Annotated in this window: 16 protein-coding genes and 3 pseudogenes; 12 read left to right on the forward strand and 7 right to left on the reverse strand. The window is 57.7% G+C overall.

What is annotated here, in order from left to right; all coding sequences use genetic code 11:
* Position 1: 1 nt before the first annotated feature.
* The 5 genes and pseudogenes from ACZ1HN_RS19080 to ACZ1HN_RS19100 form a co-directional block, all read right to left on the reverse strand.
* The gene (locus ACZ1HN_RS19080; RefSeq protein WP_299202240.1) at positions 2 to 196 is read right to left on the reverse strand and encodes a hypothetical protein; all 195 of its coding nucleotides are present in this window, start codon (positions 194 to 196) and stop codon (positions 2 to 4) included.
* Between the two features lie 119 nt (positions 197 to 315).
* Positions 316 to 1,253: pseudogene (locus tag ACZ1HN_RS19085) on the reverse strand (carbohydrate ABC transporter permease).
* A 115-nt stretch (positions 1,254 to 1,368) separates the two neighbouring features.
* Positions 1,369 to 2,316 (reverse strand): carbohydrate ABC transporter permease, encoded by a 948-nt coding sequence (locus tag ACZ1HN_RS19090; RefSeq protein WP_299598966.1) that lies wholly within the window; start codon positions 2,314 to 2,316, stop codon positions 1,369 to 1,371.
* Positions 2,317 to 2,419: 103 nt separating this feature from the next.
* Positions 2,420 to 3,730 (reverse strand): ABC transporter substrate-binding protein, encoded by a 1,311-nt coding sequence (locus tag ACZ1HN_RS19095; RefSeq protein ID WP_472729353.1) that lies wholly within the window; start codon positions 3,728 to 3,730, stop codon positions 2,420 to 2,422.
* Between the two features lie 403 nt (positions 3,731 to 4,133).
* Entirely contained in the window at positions 4,134 to 5,006 is an 873-nt protein-coding gene (locus tag ACZ1HN_RS19100; RefSeq protein ID WP_472728634.1) for a MurR/RpiR family transcriptional regulator, read from the reverse strand.
* 112 nt (positions 5,007 to 5,118) lie between these two features.
* Here ACZ1HN_RS19100 and ACZ1HN_RS19105 point away from each other — a divergent pair, with 112 nt between their 5' ends.
* The 7 genes and pseudogenes from ACZ1HN_RS19105 (at position 5,119) to ACZ1HN_RS19135 (ending at position 12,801) form a co-directional block, all read left to right on the forward strand.
* On the forward strand, positions 5,119 to 5,895 hold the full coding sequence (locus ACZ1HN_RS19105) for an N-formylglutamate amidohydrolase (RefSeq protein WP_472728635.1): 777 nt from the start codon (positions 5,119 to 5,121) through the stop codon (positions 5,893 to 5,895).
* Positions 5,883 to 6,452 (forward strand): TRAP transporter small permease subunit, encoded by a 570-nt coding sequence (locus tag ACZ1HN_RS19110; protein ID WP_472728636.1) that lies wholly within the window; start codon positions 5,883 to 5,885, stop codon positions 6,450 to 6,452. The genes ACZ1HN_RS19105 and ACZ1HN_RS19110 overlap by 13 nt, the downstream gene beginning before the upstream one ends.
* Positions 6,452 to 7,777, forward strand: a complete 1,326-nt coding sequence (locus ACZ1HN_RS19115; RefSeq protein ID WP_472728637.1) for a TRAP transporter large permease — start codon at positions 6,452 to 6,454, stop codon at positions 7,775 to 7,777. Before ACZ1HN_RS19110 ends, ACZ1HN_RS19115 begins: the two co-directional genes overlap by 1 nt.
* Positions 7,778 to 7,823: 46 nt before the next feature.
* Positions 7,824 to 8,857: pseudogene (locus ACZ1HN_RS19120) on the forward strand (TRAP transporter substrate-binding protein).
* A gap of 58 nt (positions 8,858 to 8,915) precedes the next feature.
* The gene (locus ACZ1HN_RS19125) at positions 8,916 to 10,280 is read left to right on the forward strand and encodes a glutamine synthetase family protein (RefSeq protein WP_472728638.1); all 1,365 of its coding nucleotides are present in this window, start codon (positions 8,916 to 8,918) and stop codon (positions 10,278 to 10,280) included.
* Positions 10,281 to 10,283: 3 nt separating this feature from the next.
* Positions 10,284 to 11,651 (forward strand): aldehyde dehydrogenase family protein, encoded by a 1,368-nt coding sequence (locus ACZ1HN_RS19130; RefSeq protein ID WP_472728639.1) that lies wholly within the window; start codon positions 10,284 to 10,286, stop codon positions 11,649 to 11,651.
* A gap of 4 nt (positions 11,652 to 11,655) precedes the next feature.
* Positions 11,656 to 12,801 carry an iron-containing alcohol dehydrogenase gene (locus ACZ1HN_RS19135; protein WP_472728640.1) on the forward strand — a complete coding sequence of 382 codons (1,146 nt, stop codon included), beginning with the start codon at positions 11,656 to 11,658 and terminating at the stop codon, positions 12,799 to 12,801.
* A gap of 58 nt (positions 12,802 to 12,859) precedes the next feature.
* Here ACZ1HN_RS19135 and ACZ1HN_RS19140 read toward each other — a convergent pair.
* Positions 12,860 to 13,069, reverse strand: a pseudogene (locus ACZ1HN_RS19140) (IS5/IS1182 family transposase); the annotation flags it as partial.
* A 220-nt stretch (positions 13,070 to 13,289) separates the two neighbouring features.
* Here ACZ1HN_RS19140 and ACZ1HN_RS19145 point away from each other — a divergent pair.
* The 5 genes from ACZ1HN_RS19145 to ACZ1HN_RS19165 all read left to right on the forward strand — a co-directional run bounded on the left by ACZ1HN_RS19145 (position 13,290) and on the right by ACZ1HN_RS19165 (position 18,291).
* Positions 13,290 to 14,144 (forward strand): NmrA family NAD(P)-binding protein, encoded by an 855-nt coding sequence (locus ACZ1HN_RS19145; protein WP_472728641.1) that lies wholly within the window; start codon positions 13,290 to 13,292, stop codon positions 14,142 to 14,144.
* A 446-nt stretch (positions 14,145 to 14,590) separates the two neighbouring features.
* Entirely contained in the window at positions 14,591 to 15,583 is a 993-nt protein-coding gene (locus ACZ1HN_RS19150; RefSeq protein WP_472728642.1) for a TRAP transporter substrate-binding protein, read from the forward strand.
* 58 nt (positions 15,584 to 15,641) lie between these two features.
* A complete protein-coding gene (locus ACZ1HN_RS19155) occupies positions 15,642 to 16,139 on the forward strand; it encodes a TRAP transporter small permease (RefSeq protein ID WP_472728643.1) in 498 nt (165 codons plus the stop codon).
* Entirely contained in the window at positions 16,136 to 17,410 is a 1,275-nt protein-coding gene (locus tag ACZ1HN_RS19160) for a TRAP transporter large permease (protein WP_472728644.1), read from the forward strand. Before ACZ1HN_RS19155 ends, ACZ1HN_RS19160 begins: the two co-directional genes overlap by 4 nt.
* A gap of 8 nt (positions 17,411 to 17,418) precedes the next feature.
* Positions 17,419 to 18,291, forward strand: a complete 873-nt coding sequence (locus tag ACZ1HN_RS19165; protein WP_472728645.1) for an isocitrate lyase/PEP mutase family protein — start codon at positions 17,419 to 17,421, stop codon at positions 18,289 to 18,291.
* A 220-nt stretch (positions 18,292 to 18,511) separates the two neighbouring features.
* On the opposite strand, the gene ACZ1HN_RS19170 is transcribed toward ACZ1HN_RS19165, so the two are convergent.
* A complete protein-coding gene (locus ACZ1HN_RS19170; RefSeq protein ID WP_472728646.1) occupies positions 18,512 to 19,228 on the reverse strand; it encodes a hypothetical protein in 717 nt (238 codons plus the stop codon).
* Positions 19,229 to 19,266 lie beyond the last annotated feature (38 nt).

The following is a 19,266-nucleotide window of genomic DNA, read 5'->3' on the forward strand; positions in this document are numbered from 1 at the left end:
GTCATTCACCCTCCGGAAAGTGGCTGACGACGATGAACATAACCGTGCCCACCAGCGTCGTGATGAAGGAATAGGTAAAGGCCCAGAGCACGAAAGGTTGCATCAGCATGAAGACGCCAAGGGCGATGATGATGGTCGCCAGCGCCTCCCATGGGCCGCGGCGCAGGCGCATGAGGCCGGTGAAGAACCCTCTCATGATGTGCCCTCCGATTGGTTGAAAACGGGGGGTGACATCCGTACAGCATCCGTACACCCCCTGTGCACCCCACCGGCACCCCCCGGTGCACCAAGATGTTGTGGTCCGACATAGACGGGTCATTTGCGCACCGCTCCGAATGTAATCCCGCGCAGCAGGTGTTTTCGCAGCAGGATGGTGAAGATCATCACGGGCAGCAGGAAGATCGTGGCCCCCGCCGCAACCGCGGGCCAGTCGAGGCCGCCAACGCCGATGATGGTTGGAATGAAGGGCGGGGCTGTTTGGGCCGTGGCAGAGGTCAGCAGCACCGCGAAGGCGTATTCGTTCCAGGCAAAGATCAGGCAGAAGATGGCCGTGGAGGCGATGCCCGTCGCGGCTTGTGGCAGCACCACTTTGTAGAATGCTTGGAACCGCGTGTAGCCGTCGATCAGGGCCGCCTCTTCGTACTCGCGCGGGATTTCGTCGATGAACCCTTTGAGCAGCCAGACAGCGAGCGAGATGTTCACAGCCGTATAGAGCAGAATCATGCCCAGATGCGTGTCGCTGAGGCCGAGGTTGCGGTACATCAGGAAGATCGGGATCGCGACGGCGATGGGCGGCATCATCCGTGTACTGAGGATGAAGAACAGGAGGTCATCCGCCAGCGGGATCTTGAACCGGCTGAAGGCGTAGGCCGCGAGTGTGCCGAGGAAGATGCTGAGGAATGTCGAGCCGAAGCCGATGATGACCGAGTTCAGGAACCGTTCGCCGAATTTCGAGGGGCCGACGATGACCATGTCGTATTCGCGCACGATCTCGTCTGCCCAGTTTTGCGGCGGGTTGGTTTCGAGGAAATCCTGGGTTTGCCGCGTGCGTGTGGTGAAGAGGTTCACGTAGCCTTCAAGCGTGGGCTCGAACACGACCTTGGGGGGTAGCTGATGGCATCGCTGGGCGATTTGAACCCGGTGAGCATGATCCATGCCAGCGGGATCATCGTGATCAGCGCGTAGAGGATGACCAGCGATCCGGCGAACCATTTGGAGCGCGTGCTGGGTTCGGTGACAGAATAGGCGCTCATGATGTGAGGTCCGCGATGGGTTTAGGGGTTGGGAGGGGGGCTGTCTGCCCCCCGGCGCATGCACGCCGCCCCCCGAAAGTTTTTCTTGCAAGATGAAGGATGGATCGGGGCATTCTCAGCGTTCCTTCACTTTGTTGAGGGCTTTGACGTAGATGCTGGCAAGGCCGAACACCGTGACGAAGAGGATGATGGCGTAGGCCGACGCGTATCCGGTGCGCCATTTCTCGAACGCCTCGCGTTTTAGGTTGATTGAGGTGAGTTCGGTTGTCGAACCCGGTCCGCCGCCAGTGAGTTGCACCACCAGATCGAACATCTTGAAGTTCTCGATTCCGCGGAACAGGACGGCGAGCATCAAGAAAGGCAGTACCATGGGGATTGTGATGGTGAAGAACTGGCGGAGTTTTGAGGCGCGGTCGACCTCGGCCGCTTCGTAGATGTAGTCGGGTATGGAGCGGAGCCCGGCGAGGCAGATCAGCATCACGAAGGGCGTCCACATCCACGTGTCAACGATGACGATGGACCATGGGGCCAGTTGGACCGAGCCAAGCATTTCGAAGCTTGACGGTTCCTTGCCGGTGAAGAAGGCGATGATGTAGTTGAAGAGCCCGATTTGTGGCTGGTACAGGAATTTCCAGAAGTTGCCGACCACGGCAGGCGACAGCATCATAGGCAACACAATGATCGTGGTCCAGAGGTCATTGCCCTTGAATTTCTTGTTGATCAGCCAGGCCAGCGTGAACCCGATCAGCACCTGCAGCGCGATGGTCCAGAACAGGAAGTGCGCGGTGGCCTGCATGTTCAGCCAGATGTCGCTGTCGGTCAGGATACGCTCGTAATTGCGCAGGCCGATGAATTCCGGTTCGCGGTTCAGGCGGTTGGCTTTGTAATTCGTAAAGCTGAGCTGGATCGTCCAGATCAGCGGAAAGATGTTGATTGCCAGCAGCAGGAAGATCGTGGGGGCGACAAAGATCCACGCGATGGCGCGGTCGCTCAATCCCTTGATCTTACGCGCTACCTTTTGCGGTGTCGCCTTGGCGGCGCGATTGGCGATGGTGTCTGTCATCTGGCAAACCTGTCCTGTGGGGTGGGCCCGTGGGCCCACCCATGGAAGTGTCAAAGACTACGGGAAGAGAGAGGGTGGGCTGCATCGCCCACCCGGGGATGGCTTAGAGTTTGCCTTCGTCTTCGAACACTTCGGTCCAATCCTCGATCAGCTTGTCGAGGGCTTCTTGAGCAGTGCCCTGATCGGCGACCACGTAGTCGTGGACGCGCTTCTGCATAGCCAGCAGCAGTTCGGCATAGGCTGGCTCCTGCCAGAAGTCCTGTACTGCACCCATCGCTTCGAGGAAGTCACCGGCAAACGGTGCGCTGTCCTTGAAGCCCGGGTCGTTCAGGACCGAGTTATGGGCTGAGTAGCCGCCCAGTTCCCACCATTTGGCCTGCACATCGGGGTTCGCGAACCATTTGATGTATTCAAGCGCTGCGTCCTGCTTGTCCGAGTAGGCCACGACCGAGATCCCCTGCCCGCCCAATGTCGAACCCGCTTGGTTCTGGGGTGGGTTCACGAAGAAGTCGATCTTGTCCCCACCGGTGTTCGGGTCAGCGTAGAGGCCGGGGAAGAACGCAAACCAGTTCATCGCCATGGCGACCTGACCGGATTTGAACGCGTCGAGCGATTCACCCATGTAGGAGTTGGTGTAACCCGGCGGCGTCGCGGTTTCGTAGAATTCCTTGTAGAATTCCAGCGCTTCGACGGCTTCGGGAGAGTTCACCGCCCCTTCCATATCGTAGGAGCCGGGGGTGTTTTCATATTTGAAACCCCATGGATAGAGCGCAGAGGTCACACCCATGGTGATCCCTTCGGACCCGCGTTCGGTGAAGATGGAGGCACCGTAGACAGTCTTGCCATCAATCTCGCGGCCCTGGAAGAACTGAGCGATTTCCAGCATTTCCCTTTGGCTTTGCGGCTCACCCAGATCGCGACCAGTCGCTTCTTTGAAAGCAGCCTGGATTTCAGGGTCGGCGAACCAGTCCTTGCGATAGAACCAGCCGTTGGCGTCCCCCATGGCAGGCAGCGCGTAGTAGTTCGGCGTGCCCTTGGGCCAAGTGGAATAGGCGTAAACCGTCGCAGGCGCGAAGTCGTCCATGCTGATGCTTTCGGCATCGAAGAAGTCGTTCAGCTTGACGTAATGACCGTTCTCGGCACCGCCGCCGATCCACTGACTGTCGCCGATCAGCAGGTCACAGAGTTTGCCGCCGGAGTTTAACTCATTCAACATCCGGTCGGCAAAATTGGGCCACGGGATGAATTCGAAATTCATGCTGTGGCCGGATTGGGCCTCGAATTCCTTGCTCAGCTCTACCAATGCGTTGGCTGGATCCCAGGCGGCCCAGCACAGTGTCAAATCCTCTGCCATGGCCATGGTTGGCACGCTGACAGACGTCATTAGGGCCGCACCTACGGCGGCTGAAGTCATTTTTTTCATATGATCCTCCCTACGGGTCATCGTTGAGCGTTGACCCTGCGGAAACGCTATTTGAGGAACGTACATCATGTCAACGAATATTTGAGGTGCGTTCATCATTTGAAGCCGCTGACGATATTAAGTATTTGATTTTAAGACAAATATGCTATCGGAACTGGTGCTGCTCCCTCATACGTCCACGGCTTACTTTCAGAATGCGCAGATGGGCGAGTCGCCGCAGTACTCGATGTGCACACTTGTACAATCAGGAACGGGGGGATGTTTGACCAGTCCGTATCAGGAGATTCTATCTAACTTTGGACCGCCTTCCTCGTGTTGGTAGAGCAAGAAAGCCCGTTGGTATCATCAATTGGGCCAATTCGAAAAACGGATGCGTGGCCTCGATCAAGGCTACTCAGGTAAACTTTCGAAACAGCTTGGTCTGATCGAACATGTCTTCCAGGTTTTCGACGCGTTCTTTTGTGGCTTCCCAATTCAACGACTGTATGGCCGAGATCATGGTTTCCACCAGCAACATGATGGTTGTGGCCGAATCCCATGCCGACGGAACAACAATCCTGTTGCTCAAACATATGTGCGCCAGCTGATGGACGGGCGAGCGCCATTGATCTGTCAGGAGGACAATCTTCGCACCGCGTTTGTCCGCCATTTCGGCAAGCTTGAGCGTGTTGTTTTCGTAGCGACGCACATCGAAAACAACAAGGACATCTCCCTCTTGCACGTTGAGCAAATAGTGCGGCCACGTATTCGACGTTGTTTGTACATGTGTCAGATTTGGCCGGATGACCTGCATGTGCATGAACAGGTATTCGGCCAGCGTGTGTGTGATGCGCCCCCCGACAATGTAAAGATGCCGGCTCTCGTCGCCAATTAAACGGCACGCTTGATCAAACGCGTCTGGATCAATCTGGCTCAGGGTCAGTCGGATATTCTCGATCACGGCGTCGGTAAATCGGTTGAGAATATGCTCCGAAGGTGCGGCCTCTGCCCACGTCTCGTGCTTTGCGATCGGGGTTTTGACCTTCGCCTTCAGCTCTTCGCGCAGCGCCGCCTGAAACTCGGGATACCCCTTGTATCCAAGCTTTTGCACCATGCGCGCAACGGTTGGAACAGACACGCCCGCGTTCTGTGCCAGCGCTGTCAGGGTACCAAGGCCCGATGCCGGATAGTTTTGCAAGACGGACAGCGCCAACTGCCGTTCGGCACGGGTCAGGTCATCAAGCTTGCTCTGGATCAGATCCGAGATTGTTTGGGTCGCCTCTCCCATGCGCCCTCCTATTGTTTAATAATTTATCAGGCCATCTCTGCTTGTGATAAATTTTTCACAACTGTGTTGACAGATGCGCCTTTTGGCAACCAGTTTGTTCGCAGGGGACCGAATGGCACACAGCAACCAGACCAAAAATGTGGTTCAGATTACGCGGGGCGATGCGGCCTCGTCGATGGTTTTGGTGTGTGAACATGCCAGCCACTTCATCCCGAGCGAGTTTGATGATCTGGGCCTGCCCGAACCCGCAAGGCGCAGCCATGTCGCTTGGGATCCCGGTGCGCGAGGCGTTGCATTGGGCATGTCGCAGTATCTAGAGGCTGCACTGGTCGAGGCGAAGGTCTCTAGACTGGTTTATGACTGCAACCGCCCGCCAGAAGCCACCGATGCCATGCCAGCAACGAGCGAGGCTTTTGCCATTCCCGGCAATGAAGGTCTAACGAAGCAGGATCGCGCCCAGCGCGCGCAATCCTATTACTATCCGTTCCACCACGCGTTGGCAGAACAGATACAGGCGCGCACGTCCCCCATCATCATCACGATCCATAGTTTCACACCGGTCTACAACGGCTCCGCCCGCGATGTTGAAGTTGGAATCCTGCACGATGCAGACGCGCGGCTGGCGGACGCCTTCCTGACAACAGCCCCGAACCACACAGACTTGCAGGTTCAGCGAAACGCGCCCTATGGCCCCGAGCATGGTGTAACCCACACGCTTAAGACACATGCAGTGCCGCACGGTTATTTGAATGTCATGATCGAGATCCGCAACGATCTGATCACAACCGGATCCACACAGCTTGATATGGCGAACACACTGAGCAGCTGGGCGGTCGACGCCCTTGCCACGCTTGGTGTCAGTTTGGAGCACACGTCATGCAAGGCTTGATGCGCGGCTACATCAAAGGCGTGGACGCGGTGAATTATCGTATTGGCCGCGTGGCGATGTACGGCATCTTTGCCCTGATGGTTATTTTGCTGTGGTCATCCATCAGCAAGACGTTTTTCCTACCGTCGCTGTGGACGCTGGAAATGGCACAGTTCGTAATGGTCGGCTACTATATCCTGGGCGGGCCGTACTCGCTGCAACTCGGCTCGAATGTCAGGATGGACTTGCTGTACGGAAGCTGGTCGGTCCGACGCAAAGCGTGGTTCGACGCGATCACCGTCCTGCTGCTGATCTTCTATCTTTGCGTCCTACTCTATGGTGCTGTCAGCTCCACCGCCTATTCGTTGGGATACTGGAAAGATGCGCCGTTCTCCTACCTGCTTGGCGTTTTAATCGGCACCGAGGAGGTTGGGCGGCTTGAACAATCCTCCTCGGCCTGGCGTCCCTACATGTGGCCGATCAAGGCCGTTATGATCGTCGGATTCCTGCTGATGATCCTGCAATGCCTGTCCGAGTTCTTCAAAGACATCCTGCGTCTCAAGGGGGCCGAGATCTGATGCCCTACGAGATGATCGCCACCCTCATGTTCTCCTCCATGATGCTCATGCTGCTGACGGGGCAACGTGTGTTCGGCGCGATAGGCTTCATTGCGGTCATCGCAGCCCTGCTGCTGTGGGGGGATCGCGGGGGATATGACATCGGCTTTGCCGCGGCCATGAAGTTGATGAAGTGGTATCCGCTTCTGACGCTGCCGATGTTCATCTTCATGGGGTATGTGCTGAGCGAGTCCAAGATCGCGGACGACCTCTACCGCATGTTCCATGTCTGGATGGGCGGTTTGCGCGGCGGGTTGGCCATCGGCACCATCGGGTTGATGGTGTTGATCTCGGCCATGAACGGTTTGAGCGTTGCCGGCATGGCAATCGGTGCAACCATCGCCCTGCCCGAGCTTCTGAAACGCGGCTACGACAAGCGGATGGTGACAGGGGTGATTCAGGCTGGGTCATCCCTTGGCATCCTTGTCCCGCCTTCAGTGGTGCTGGTGCTCTACGCTATGATTGCGCGGCAACCGGTGGGGCAACTCTGGCTGGCGGGTATCGTGCCGGGGTTGATGATGGCGGCAATGTTCATTGCCTATATTGCGATCCGTTGCCGGATGAACCCCGCACTCGGCCCGGTTCTGACCGACGAAGAGCGTGACATGCCCCGCGCTGAAAAGCTGAAGCTGTTGCGCGCCGGACTGCTGCCATTGATCATCTTCGCCGTGATGATGGTGCCTTTCGTCAACGGATGGACGTCGCTGGTCGAAAGCTCGGCCATTGGCGCATTAGCCGCCTTTGCAGTGGCAGTCTTAAAAGGGCGCATGACGCGAGAAGTCTTTGAGAATTCGGTCCGCAACACGTTGGGCATCACCTGCATGTTCATGTGGATCATCCTTGCCGCACTGGCGTTTGGCGCGGTCTTTGACGGTCTTGGCGCGGTAAAGGCAATCGAAAGCCTGTTCACCGAGCGGCTGAACCTGAACCCCTGGATGATCCTTATCCTGATGCAGCTCAGCTTCATCCTGATGGGTACATTTCTGGATGATACGGCGATGCTGGTGATTGTTGCGCCGCTCTATGTCCCGCTGGTCGGTGCCCTCGGTTTCGACCTGATCTGGTACGGCATCCTCTACACGATCACGACCCAGATCGCTTACATGACACCGCCATTTGGCTATAACCTTTTCCTGATGCGCGCGATGGCCCCGCCCGAGATTTCCCTGCGCGATATCTATGCTTCTATTACGCCATTTGTCCTTGTGATGGTCCTCGCCCTTACTCTGGTGATGAGCTTCCCGGACCTCGCCACATGGCTTCCCAATTACGTTTACGGAAAATGAATTCATAAGCCGGGCCAACCGGCATCAACCAACTAGGAGTAAAACTATGACAACAAGACGTAAGTTTATTCAGGGGGCTGCCATTGCAGCACCGGCTGCGACATTGGCCGCCCCGGCCCTGGCCCAAAGCACAATCAAATGGCGGATGCAGACCTATGCGGGCGCAGCCCTCGCGGCCGAGGTGATTGACCCGGCGATCAAGATGTTCAACGACATCGCGGGCGACCGCATGCAGATCGAGTTGTTCTATGCCGACCAACTGGTGCCCACGGGCGAACTGTTCCAGGCCATGCAACGCGGCACAATTGATGCGGTGCAGTCGGACGATGACTCGATGGCCTCGCCCACCGAAGTCACTGTGTTCGGAGGCTACTTCCCCTTTGGCTCGCGCTATTCGCTCGACGTACCGGTGCTGTTCAACCGCTACGGGCTGAACGACATCTGGGCCGAGGAGTATGCTGCTGTTGGCGTCAAACACGTCAGCGCAGGCGCGTGGGACCCTTGCCACTTCGCCACCAAAGACCCAATCCGCAGTCTAGAAGATCTGAAAGGCCAGCGGATCTTTACCTTCCCCACAGCCGGGCGCTTCCTCAGCCAGTTTGGTGTCGTGCCCGTGAACCTGCCATGGGAGGATATCGAAGTTGCCGTGCAGACCGGCGAGCTGGATGGCATCGCATGGTCAGGCATTACCGAAGACTACACCGTGGGCTGGGCCGATGTGACCAACTACTTCCTGACGAACAACATCTCGGGGGCTTGGATCGGTCACTTCTTTGCTAATATGGACCGCTGGAACGAACTGCCGGAAGACCTGCAGAAACTGTTCCAGGTGTGCTGTGAACAGTCCCACTACTACCGCCAACACTGGTACTGGGGGGTGAAGCCGATCTGCGCGTGAACGGCACCAAAATGGAGCTGACCACGATCCCGGACGAAGAATGGGCGCAGGTCGAGAATGCAGCGCAGGACTTCTGGGAGGAGATCGCCGCCGAAAGCGAAACGAAGCGCAAGGTGGTCGACATCTTCAAGAAGTACAACGCCGACATGGTCAAAGCCGGACGGCCATACCGCTACGGATAAACAGATCGCACGGGGGCGGTCCGACACCGCCCCCTTCACCACTACGAAAGAGACGCACATGCCGGGATTGATGAGTTTTGATGACCTTAAGTCGAAGGTCAAAGACGGGTCCATCGACACCGTTCTGACCTGCTTTCCGGACATGCAGGGCCGCCTGATGGGCAAACGGTTCCACGCGGTGAACTTCGTGGAAACGTCATTCAAGGAAACCCACTGCTGCAACTACTTGCTGGCCACAGACCTCGAAATGGCCACGCCCGACGGCTATGCCGCATCCAGCTGGGAAGGCGGGTATGGCGATTATGTCATGGCGCCGGACCTTGGCACCCTTCGCCTTGTTCCGTGGCTGGAAGGCACGGCCATGGTTCTGTGCGACATCCTTGATCACCACACCCATGCACCGGTTCCCCACGCACCACGCCAGGTCCTGAAACGCCAGATCGAACGGCTGAAAGCACTTGGCTATGACGCCATGATGGCAACCGAACTGGAGTTTTTCTTGTTCGAACAAAGCTTCGATGACATCCGCAAGGGCGACTTTCGCAATCTGACCCCGATCAGCGGCTACAACGAAGATTACCACATCCTGCAAACCACCAAGGAAGAGGGCGTCATGCGCCCCATCCGCAACAATCTGTTCGCCGCCGGGCTGCCCATCGAGAACTCGAAGGGAGAGGCAGAGGCCGGTCAGGAAGAGCTGAACATCCGCTATGCGGACGCGCTGGACTGCGCCGATCACCACACGATTGCCAAGAATGCGATCAAGGAAATCGCGTGGCAAAAGGGGCATGCCGCGACCTTCCTGCCCAAATGGGACCACACCAAGGTGGGCAGCTCCTCTCATGTGCATCAGTCACTGTGGAAGGATGGCGAACCTGCATTCTATGACGCGGACGCCGACTTGGGAAAATCCACGCTAATGGATCACTACATGGCGGGACTGATCACCTATGCACCCGACTACACGTTCTTCCTGGCGCCCTACATCAACAGCTACAAACGCTTTGCCAAAGGCACCTTTGCCCCGACCAAGACGGTGTGGTCCGTAGACAACCGCACCGCCGGGTTCCGTTTGTGCGGAGACGGCACCAAGGGCGTGCGCGTGGAATGCCGCATCGGTGGCAGCGATCTGAACCCGTATCTTGCACAAGCGGCCATGCTTGCGGCGGGCGTCAAGGGCATCGAAGACAAGATGACCTTGGCACCGCCAACCACCGGTGATGTGTACGACGCGGATGGCGCACAGGACATTCCGCAGACATTGCGCGCTGCGACCGAGACATTGCGCAATTCGGCCTTTCTCAAGGAGGCGTTTGGCGAGGACGTTGTTGCCCACTACACGCGCTGTGCCGAGTGGGAACAGGAAGAATACGACCGCGTGGTGACCGATTGGGAAATCGCCCGTGGCTTTGAAAGGGCCTGACACATGATCCGTTGCATTTCTCCGATTGATGGCGCGGTCTATGCCGAACGCCCCACCCTATCCGCTGACGCCGCGCACGCTGCCGTGGCGCTTGCCAAGGCCGCGCAAGCGGACTGGGCGGCGCGACCGTTGGAAGACCGCATTGCCCTTGTGCAAGCAGGCGTCGCGAATGTGGGCAAGATGAACGATCAGATCGTGCCCGAGCTGGCCCACCAGATGGGCCGCCCAATCCGCTACGGTGGTGAGTTTGGCGGCTTTGACGAGCGCGCCAGCTACATGGCCAAAATCGCAAAGGACGCGCTCGCGGATATTGAGGTCGAAGACAGCAACAGCTTCCGCCGTGTCATGAAGCGGGTACCGCACGGGGTGGTTCTGGTCGTTGCGCCTTGGAACTATCCCTACATGACCGCGATCAACACGGTTGCACCCGCACTGATCGCGGGCAACACGGTGATGTTGAAACATGCCAGCCAGACGCCCTTGGTCGGCGAACGCATGGCACAGGCCTTCCATGCTGCGGGCATTCCCGAGGACGTGTTCCAAAACATCTTTCTCGACCATCAAACGACATCCGACCTGATCGCGGCACGATCCTTCGGCTTCGTGAACTTCACTGGCTCTGTCGGCGGCGGGCAAGCGATCGAACGGGCCGCAGCAGGCACATTCACGGGCATCGGTCTGGAATTGGGTGGTAAGGACCCCGGCTATGTCTGTGACGATGCGGATCTGGTTGCAGCTGCGGACACGCTTATCGACGGTGCCATGTTCAACTCTGGCCAATGCTGTTGCGGGATTGAACGTATCTATGTCGCTGAACAGCATTTTGACGCCTTTGTCGAAAAGGCCGTGGCGATTGTACGTGGATACAAGCTGGGCAACCCGCTTGATCCCGACACCACGCTGGGTCCCATGGCGCACAAGCGTTTTGCCGATGAAGTGCGCGCGCAGACGGCCGAAGCGATTGCCGATGGCGCAACGGCCCATATCAACCCCTTTGCCGAGGATGACGGGGGCGCCTACCTGACCCCGCAAATCCTGACCAATGTGACCCACGACATGCGCGTCATGCGCGACGAAAGCTTTGGCCCGGTGGTCGGCATCATGCCGGTCAGGGACGATGCCGAAGCGATCAAACTGATGAACGACAGCCGCTTTGGTCTGACTGCATCCATCTGGACCCGCGACACCGCGCGCGCCGAAGCCATCGCAGGCCAGATTGAAACTGGAACTGTCTTCATGAACCGGGCGGACTATCTTGACCCCGGGTTGTGCTGGACCGGCTGCAAAGACACCGGACGCGGAGGAGGATTGTCGGTCATCGGCTACCACAACCTCACACGTCCAAAATCCTTCCACCTGAAAAAGGTCTGACGCCATGGCTCTGACTGCAAACTGGTCCTATCCCACCGCAATACGTTTCGGCGCGGGGCGCATAGCCGAGATCGCAGATGCCTGTTGCGCTGCGAACATCAAGAAACCGCTGCTCATCACGGATCGCGGTCTGGCGGATATGGAGATCACGACCAGAACGCTTGATTTGCTCGAGGCTGCGGGCCTTGGGCGCGCCATCTTTGCAGATGTTGATCCAAACCCGAACGAAAATAATGCCGCTGCCGGCGTTCAGGCCTTCAAGGATGGCGGGCACGACGGCGTGGTTGCCTTTGGTGGCGGCTCCGGCCTCGATCTGGGCAAGCTCGTTGCCTTTCTCGCGGGGCAGACCCGGCCCCTTTGGGACTTCGAAGATATCGGTGACTGGTGGACCCGTGCCGATGCGGATGCAATCGCCCCGATCGTAGCTGTCCCCACCACCGCAGGCACCGGGTCAGAGGTTGGTCGTGCTTCCGTCATCACCAATTCCGAAACCGAAGAGAAGAAGATCATCTTCCACCCGAAATTCCTCCCGACCGTGGTGATTTGCGACCCTGAACTGACGGTTGGAATGCCCAAGTTCATCACGGCGGGCACCGGTCTGGATGCCTTTGCCCATTGCGTCGAAGCGTTCTGCTCGCCTCACTACCATCCGATGTCACAGGGTATGGCGCTGGAAGGTATGCGTCTGGTCAAAGACTACCTGCCGCGCGCCTATGCAGATGGCACTGATCTTGAGGCGCGTGCCCATATGATGTCTGCGGCAGCGATGGGGGCGACGGCGTTCCAGAAGGGTTTGGGGGCCATTCATGCACTCTCGCACCCGATTGGCGCCATGTACCACACGCATCACGGCACCACCAATGCCGTGTGCATGCCCGCCGTCTTGCACTTCAACAAGCCCGCAATCTCTGGCGTCATCGGACAGGCCGCGAACTACCTGAACATTGAGGGCGGCTTCGACGGCTTCTGCACCTTTGTCGGTGAGTTCAATGCGTCGCTTGGAATTCCCAAAACCCTCACCGAAATGGGGATCAACGGCATTGATATTGATCGAGTCGTCGCCGGGGCGCTGAGCGACCCCAGTACCGGTGGAAATCCGGTCGAGATGACAGCTGACAATACACGACGGCTATTGTTGGCTTGTATATAGGCAATGCGAAAAGCGTTGTTGAAATCCCCGTCTGACGGCCGGACGCGAAGCTCAGGGCTCATGGCCAAAAGATGACGAGTGCAGCGAGAAGATTTGTGGAAACGAAGACCTTTGGACAGCGGTTATAAAGGGTTGCCCAGCGCAGCCACTCCTTGAGTTTTCCAAACATGATCTCGACGCGAGAGCGTCGTTTGTAACTGGGCTTGTAGTATATCACCGTCTTTTTGCGCCGTTTCCAACCCGGGATGCAGAGACGTATGCCCTTGTCGCCCCACAGCTTCCGACTCACACGGATCAGATGCATACGACCAAAACCGTCACGCCCATTTCAAATGGAAATTCTCTTTGCCACTCGCAGCATCTGCCCATTTGTGCTCTCTTTCCCTTTTGCCGCATCGAGCACCACTCGACCGTCTGAGGCATGTTCCTGACAAGTCCTGACGCGATGCAAGGATAGGCTCTGACCGAAAACAAGGCAGGAGGTCAGCATGCATATCATTCTCGGTGGAACCGGACGGGTCGGCTCGGCGACGGCACGCGCTTTGTTGGACGCAGGTCAAAAAGTCACGATTGTCTCGCGCGATAGGGATCATGGCGCCGCATTGAAGGAGGCCGGCGCGCAGATTGCCGAGGTCAACATTCGCAGTGTCGATGCTTTGCGAGACGTTTTTCGAACCGGCACGCGTGCGTTTCTGCTCAACCCGCCAGCCGAGCCTTCAGGCGATACCGATGAAGAAGAACGCGAGAACATGGCCGCCATCATTTCGGCACTCGAGGGCTCAGAGCTTGAAAAAGTCGTGGCGCAATCAACTTACGGGGCTTTTGAAGGCGAGCGCTGCGGCGATCTCACCGTGCTTCACGCGTTTGAGAAAGCGTTGCGGGAGCAGCCGATCCCAGCCGCAATCAACAGGGGTGGATACTACATGAGCAACTGGGCCGGGATGGTCGAGCCCGTGAAAGAGTCCGGCACGTTGCTCAGTTTTTTCCCGGCCAATCTTTCCATCCCCATGGTTGCGCCTCGCGATCTGGGAAAGGCCGCCGCACGGCGCCTCTTGTCGGGAACCGAAGATGTGGGCATCGCGCATATCGAAGGACCGGAGCGATACACGGCGAACGATGTCGCCGCCGCGTTTGCAAAAGTAATAGGCCGTGATGTTCAGGTTCAGGAAATTCCGCGCGAGGCTCTGGAAGAGACATTCCGCAGCTTCGGGTTTTCGGAAGAGGCGGCGGCTTCTTATGCCTGCATGACCCGCCGGATGATCGATGGAAAGACGAATACGGCAGATAAGCCGGTTCGCGGTAAGACCACGCTTCAGAACCATATAGCTTCGATATTGGGCTAAAGAGCCGCCATTCGTTGCGACTTGACCAATGGGTGTCATGTGCTGAAACTGGACTGCGGCGGCACAGCAGCATCATAGCACTGGAGTGGTGGACTGGCGGGGCAGTCATAGCAATATTTTACCGACCGCTATTCACGCTCTGCGCCCTGCTCAAGATGCAAGTGGTCGATATCTTGGCATCGGGCTTGGCTAAGGAACGGACATCCATCTTGGCCATGCCTCACCGGCCGCCCTTTGGGCTGTCACGCGGGCGACTACAGGGTCATGACGTCGGACGGAGTCGCGCTGCCGAGACGGGCCGCCCTGAAATCAATTCATTTGCGCACGGTGTTTTCAACAACCAGTGTCTGTCCAAAAAACCGGCATCCATGCGCCCAAGCGAATACCCGGTTGCTAATTTCAAGTCACTCGGGAATCCTGATCGGTACTGTTTCTGGGAGGATACAATGTTTCACAAAGCCATAATCGCTGCCGCCAGCCTGTCTTTGCTGGGCACTGCCGCCATCGCACAAGAGAAGATGCGGGTTTCGTTACAACTTCCACTCACCAGCCACCTCGGTGAAAACCTCATCCTTTTCGAAAAGGAGGTGGAGGAACGCACAGGCGGTGCGATCGACGTAGAAATCTATGACAGCGCCACGCTTTACAAGGACAAGGAAGTGCCTGCTGCTGTTGGCTCTGGCGCGATCGAGGCCGGTGTCGCGTCACTGACCCGCTATGTGGGCGATGCGCCTGTGGTCGATGTGTTCTACATGCCATTTTTGTTCAACACAGAGGAAAAGGTGCGCGCCGCGGTTGCCGAAGGCTCGCCTGTACGGGACATCCTGGAAACGGAAATCGCCAAGACCGGGGGTTCTGTCCTTTATTGGCAAGCCTATGGCGGGGCGATCTTGCTGTCGCAGGATGAACCGATCCGCACGCCTGCCGACATGCAGGGCAAAAAGGCCCGTGTGTTTGGCAAAACACTGGGTGATTTCGTGACGGCTGCTGGCGGTGCGCCGACACTCATCTCGGGTTCCGAGCAGTATCTTGCATACCAGCGGGGCACGGTCGATGTGGGCATGACCGGGGTTTCCGGCGTGAAATCCCGCAAACTTTGGGAGGTGATGGACACCATCACCAAGACCAACCACGCCAACATCGAATTCGTCGTTGTGGTCAACAATGACTGGTGGGCCGGTCTTGATGCAGAAACGCAAGGTCATATCCGCGATGCGGCCAACGTGGCGCAAAGCGATGTGCGTGACCGTATGAGCCTGATCGAGGCGGATGCCTACGCGGCTGCAGAAGAGAACGGCATGAATATCGTGGAGCTTACCGACGAGGAACTCACCGCATGGCAGGCAGTTTCCCAGCCGGTGATCGACGGCTATCTGGCCGCCACGGGTGAGGCCGGGCAGCAGGTGCTGGACGCGCTTGGTGTGAATTCGGGCTCCTGATCCAGATGACACAGCACAATGTTACAGGCGACCTTTGGGCCGCCTGTTTGTCCGCGACATGAAAGTCATAACATCGCTGTCACAGGGGGCCTGTGTCCTCGGTGCGGTCATGCTGGCGGCCACCGGCGTCATGCTGACCTACGAGGTCATCGCACGTTATTTCTTCATCCGCCCGACGATCTGGGCCGCGGAGTTGAGCCAGCTATGCCTGATCTGGGGCTGCTTGCTGGCCATGGCACATTTGCTAACCCTGCGGCGGCACATCACCGTGAATGCGATCACGACCCTCCTGCCGCCCATGGCGCAAAAGGTTTGCGCGTCTGTTGCGCTGGTGATCGTCGTCGTCTTTTCGGCGATTGTCGCCTTCTGGGGCTTCGACATCTTTCTTGAGAGTTTCGTTCGCGGCCGCACAACCGGCTCGCTTCTGAACCTGCCTGTGTGGATCGCAGAGGCATCTGTTCCAATCGGCTTCGGACTTCTGGCGCTGCAGGGCGTCGTGGAACTGATCAAGTTGCGCGGCTCCGATACCGCTCATCTCGGAGCGACGCACGAATGACAATCCTACTGATCCTCGCCTGCCTGTTTGCTTTGCTGCTTCTGGGGGTGCCGGTGGCCTTTGCACTGGGTGGCATGGGGCTGGGCATGTTGCTGTTGGGCGGCTTTTCCCCACTGATGGCACCGCAATCCATCCTGTCCACACTGGACGGGTTCATCCTGTTGGCCGTGCCCCTTTTCCTTTTGATGTCGAACCTGCTGTTGAAGGGCGGCGTCGGGCGGGATCTCTTTGCGGCGGTGCAGGCCTGGGTCGGGCACTGGCCCGGAGGCTTGGCTGTAGCAACCATCATCAGTTGCGGGCTGTTTGCTGCAATTTCCGGGTCTTCGGTGGCCACGGCAGCCACCATCGGTACGGTCGCGATCCCGGAAATGATCAACCGTGGCTATGAAAAACGCTTCGTCTACGGGTTGCTGGCCGCAGGCGGCACGCTGGGCATTCTGATCCCGCCCTCGATCCCGATGATCGTTTACGGTTTCGTCACCGAACAATCCGTCCTTGCGCTTTTCCTTGCGGGCATCGGGCCGGGGCTTGTGTTGGTTTTGCTTTTCATCGTGTTTGCGATGCTGCACGCGAAGCTTTCAGGTAACTTTGAAAATGTCCCCAAGGCCAGCATGTCCGAGCGGATGGAAGCCTCAAAACGTGCTTTGCCCTCAGTGTCCTTGGCCGCATTGGTGATCATCGGGCTTTACTCCGGCGCCTTCACCCCGACAGAGGCTGCAGCGGTCGGATCAGCGGCGGCCTTGTGTATCGTGGCCTTCTGGCTACGCACGCTAACTTGGGCGACGTTGTGGGAAGCCGTGCGCGAGTCCGCCATTACCACGGCGGCAATCCTGCTGATCGTGGCGGGCGCCAAGGTCTTTGGCAAAGCCATCGCGCTCTATCGAATACCCCAGGATATCTCAGCCTTCCTGACACAAACCATCGACGGGCCGATCATGTTCATCCTCGTGGTGTCCATAGTGCTTCTGCTGATGGGACTGGTGTTCGAGGCGCTCTCAATGATCCTCATCATGACACCGGTTCTGTTGCCTGCGGCCCTCGGTATGGGCTTTGATCCGATCTGGTTTGGAATCTACATGGTCATCATGGTGGAATGCGCGCTTATCACACCGCCCGTGGGGTTGAACCTCTATGTCATTCAATCGGTGGCCCGGACCAGTCTTTCGAATGTCGCGCGGGGCGTCTGGCCATTTCTGGCTTTGATGCTTTTCACGGTTGTGTTGCTGTATGTCCTGCCGGACCTCGCCCTCTACATCCCCTTCAAATGGTAACCAGCCAAATGACCCCAACCGAGACCCTGCGCCACCTGCTGAAGCAGAATACGTGCCACATCATGCCCTGCTGTTTTGACGCGCTATCCGCCAAGTTGATCGCGCAGGAAGGTTATGCACTGACGTTCATGTCTGGCTTTGCCGCGTCGGCCAGCCGCATTGGTGCCCCCGACCTGGGCCTCATGAGCTACGCCGAGGTGCTTGATCAGGTGCGCAACATTACGGATGCAACCACCATTCCGCTCATCGGTGACGGGGATACCGGGTACGGCAACGCCATGAACGTGCGCCGCACCGTGGCGGGCTTTGCCAAGGCCGGAGCCGCCGCGATCATGATCGAGGATCAACTGGCACCCAAACGATGCGGACACACACCGGGCAAGGCGGTGGTGTCCCGTGATGAGGCTTTCGACCGTGTGCGCGCAGCGGTGGACGAACGCGACGCGCTGCGCGCTCAAGGCAGTGATATCCTGATCCTTGCTCGGACGGATGCGCGGCATGAACACGGTCTTGGGGAAGCGATTGAGCGCGCTGCCAAATTCGCTGAGCTTGGCGCAGATATCCTGTTTGTAGAAGCCCCCCGGTCCGAGCAGGAAATGCGCGAGGTTTGTACCTCTTTACCGGGTCCGAAGATGGCCAACATAGTTGAGGGCGGCGAGACTCCTGACCTGCCAAACGCTATCTTGCACGACATCGGATACAGCATTGCGGCCTATCCCCTGTCGCTGATGGCGGCGGCAATGCAAGCAATGGTCACGACCCTGCGTGCCATGCGTGATGACGAGCGCCCGGCCCAGATGGACTTTGCCGACCTGCGCGCACGGATCGGGTTTGATGATTACTATGCCACTTCCGAACGCTACCGGTCTTCACAACGTTAGCTTTTGGAGTCCACGCCCAGCAAGGTTTCATGCTTTCGCGAGCGGACCTTAGCCGACCTTAAGCATGTCGTAAGAACGCCGCGTCTGCAGCCCGCATTCCGGACACTTGCCACGACTGCGAAATTTCGAACCAGGTGAACGCGCGCAATGCGGACAAACCGGTTTCCAACATGTTTGCTTCGGCGAGAAGCTACCGGCCAATTTTGACAGCCACGTCACTTCAGAAATCTGCGGCTCGCGTTACCAAGATACGCAGTTGGCCCACTAAATCGAAGTCAGCTTTCTTGGAGAACGCCAACTTATCGCCCGACTCGTATCCTACAATGGGTAAATCTCCGCCAACCGACGAAACCGCGTCAGCAGCCTGCGAGAACAAGAGTGCAGAAGGTTCTTCAGCGAATAGACTGGAGAGGCCCACACTATCGGCTGATTTGTTCGCGATGCAGCCCGCATTGAAATGTCCATTGGCCCGATGTCCCAGAAAAACAACGTCATTGCGGGCAAGAAGGGTATCTGGAAACATTCTTTGTTCGGCGGGCGAACCGTTGCGCTTCCAACTGTCTTCCCACAACAACAAATCACTGCCATCTCTCACGATTTCCCACCCAGCCGGCATCATGGCAGAACGAGGTGACCGCCATATCCAAGTAGCGGCAAAAAGCGTTTCGAAACCATTCTTGGTCAGGTCGAGTTGGCAAAAGCTGTCTTTGAGACCAATGTCACCATCAAAGCGTTCCGCCAGCTCCACAAGCTCTGCAGTAATTGCCTCTGTCTCGTTTGGGGAAAGGACCGTCAACTTGGAATAACATGGAGGCGGAACATCCTGAGCCACAAAGGCATGTTCCTTGCGATGATACTCTAGTCCATGAACCGAAAATACAGCCTCGTACCAATCAGCGTTGTTTCTTGCACCGCAGATCGCCCGTTCATCAACCAAAGTTAGATGTCTCCTCTAGAAATTCAGCATGCGCAGAC

It is taken from the genome of Tateyamaria sp. GN1-10, from assembly GCF_055693845.1.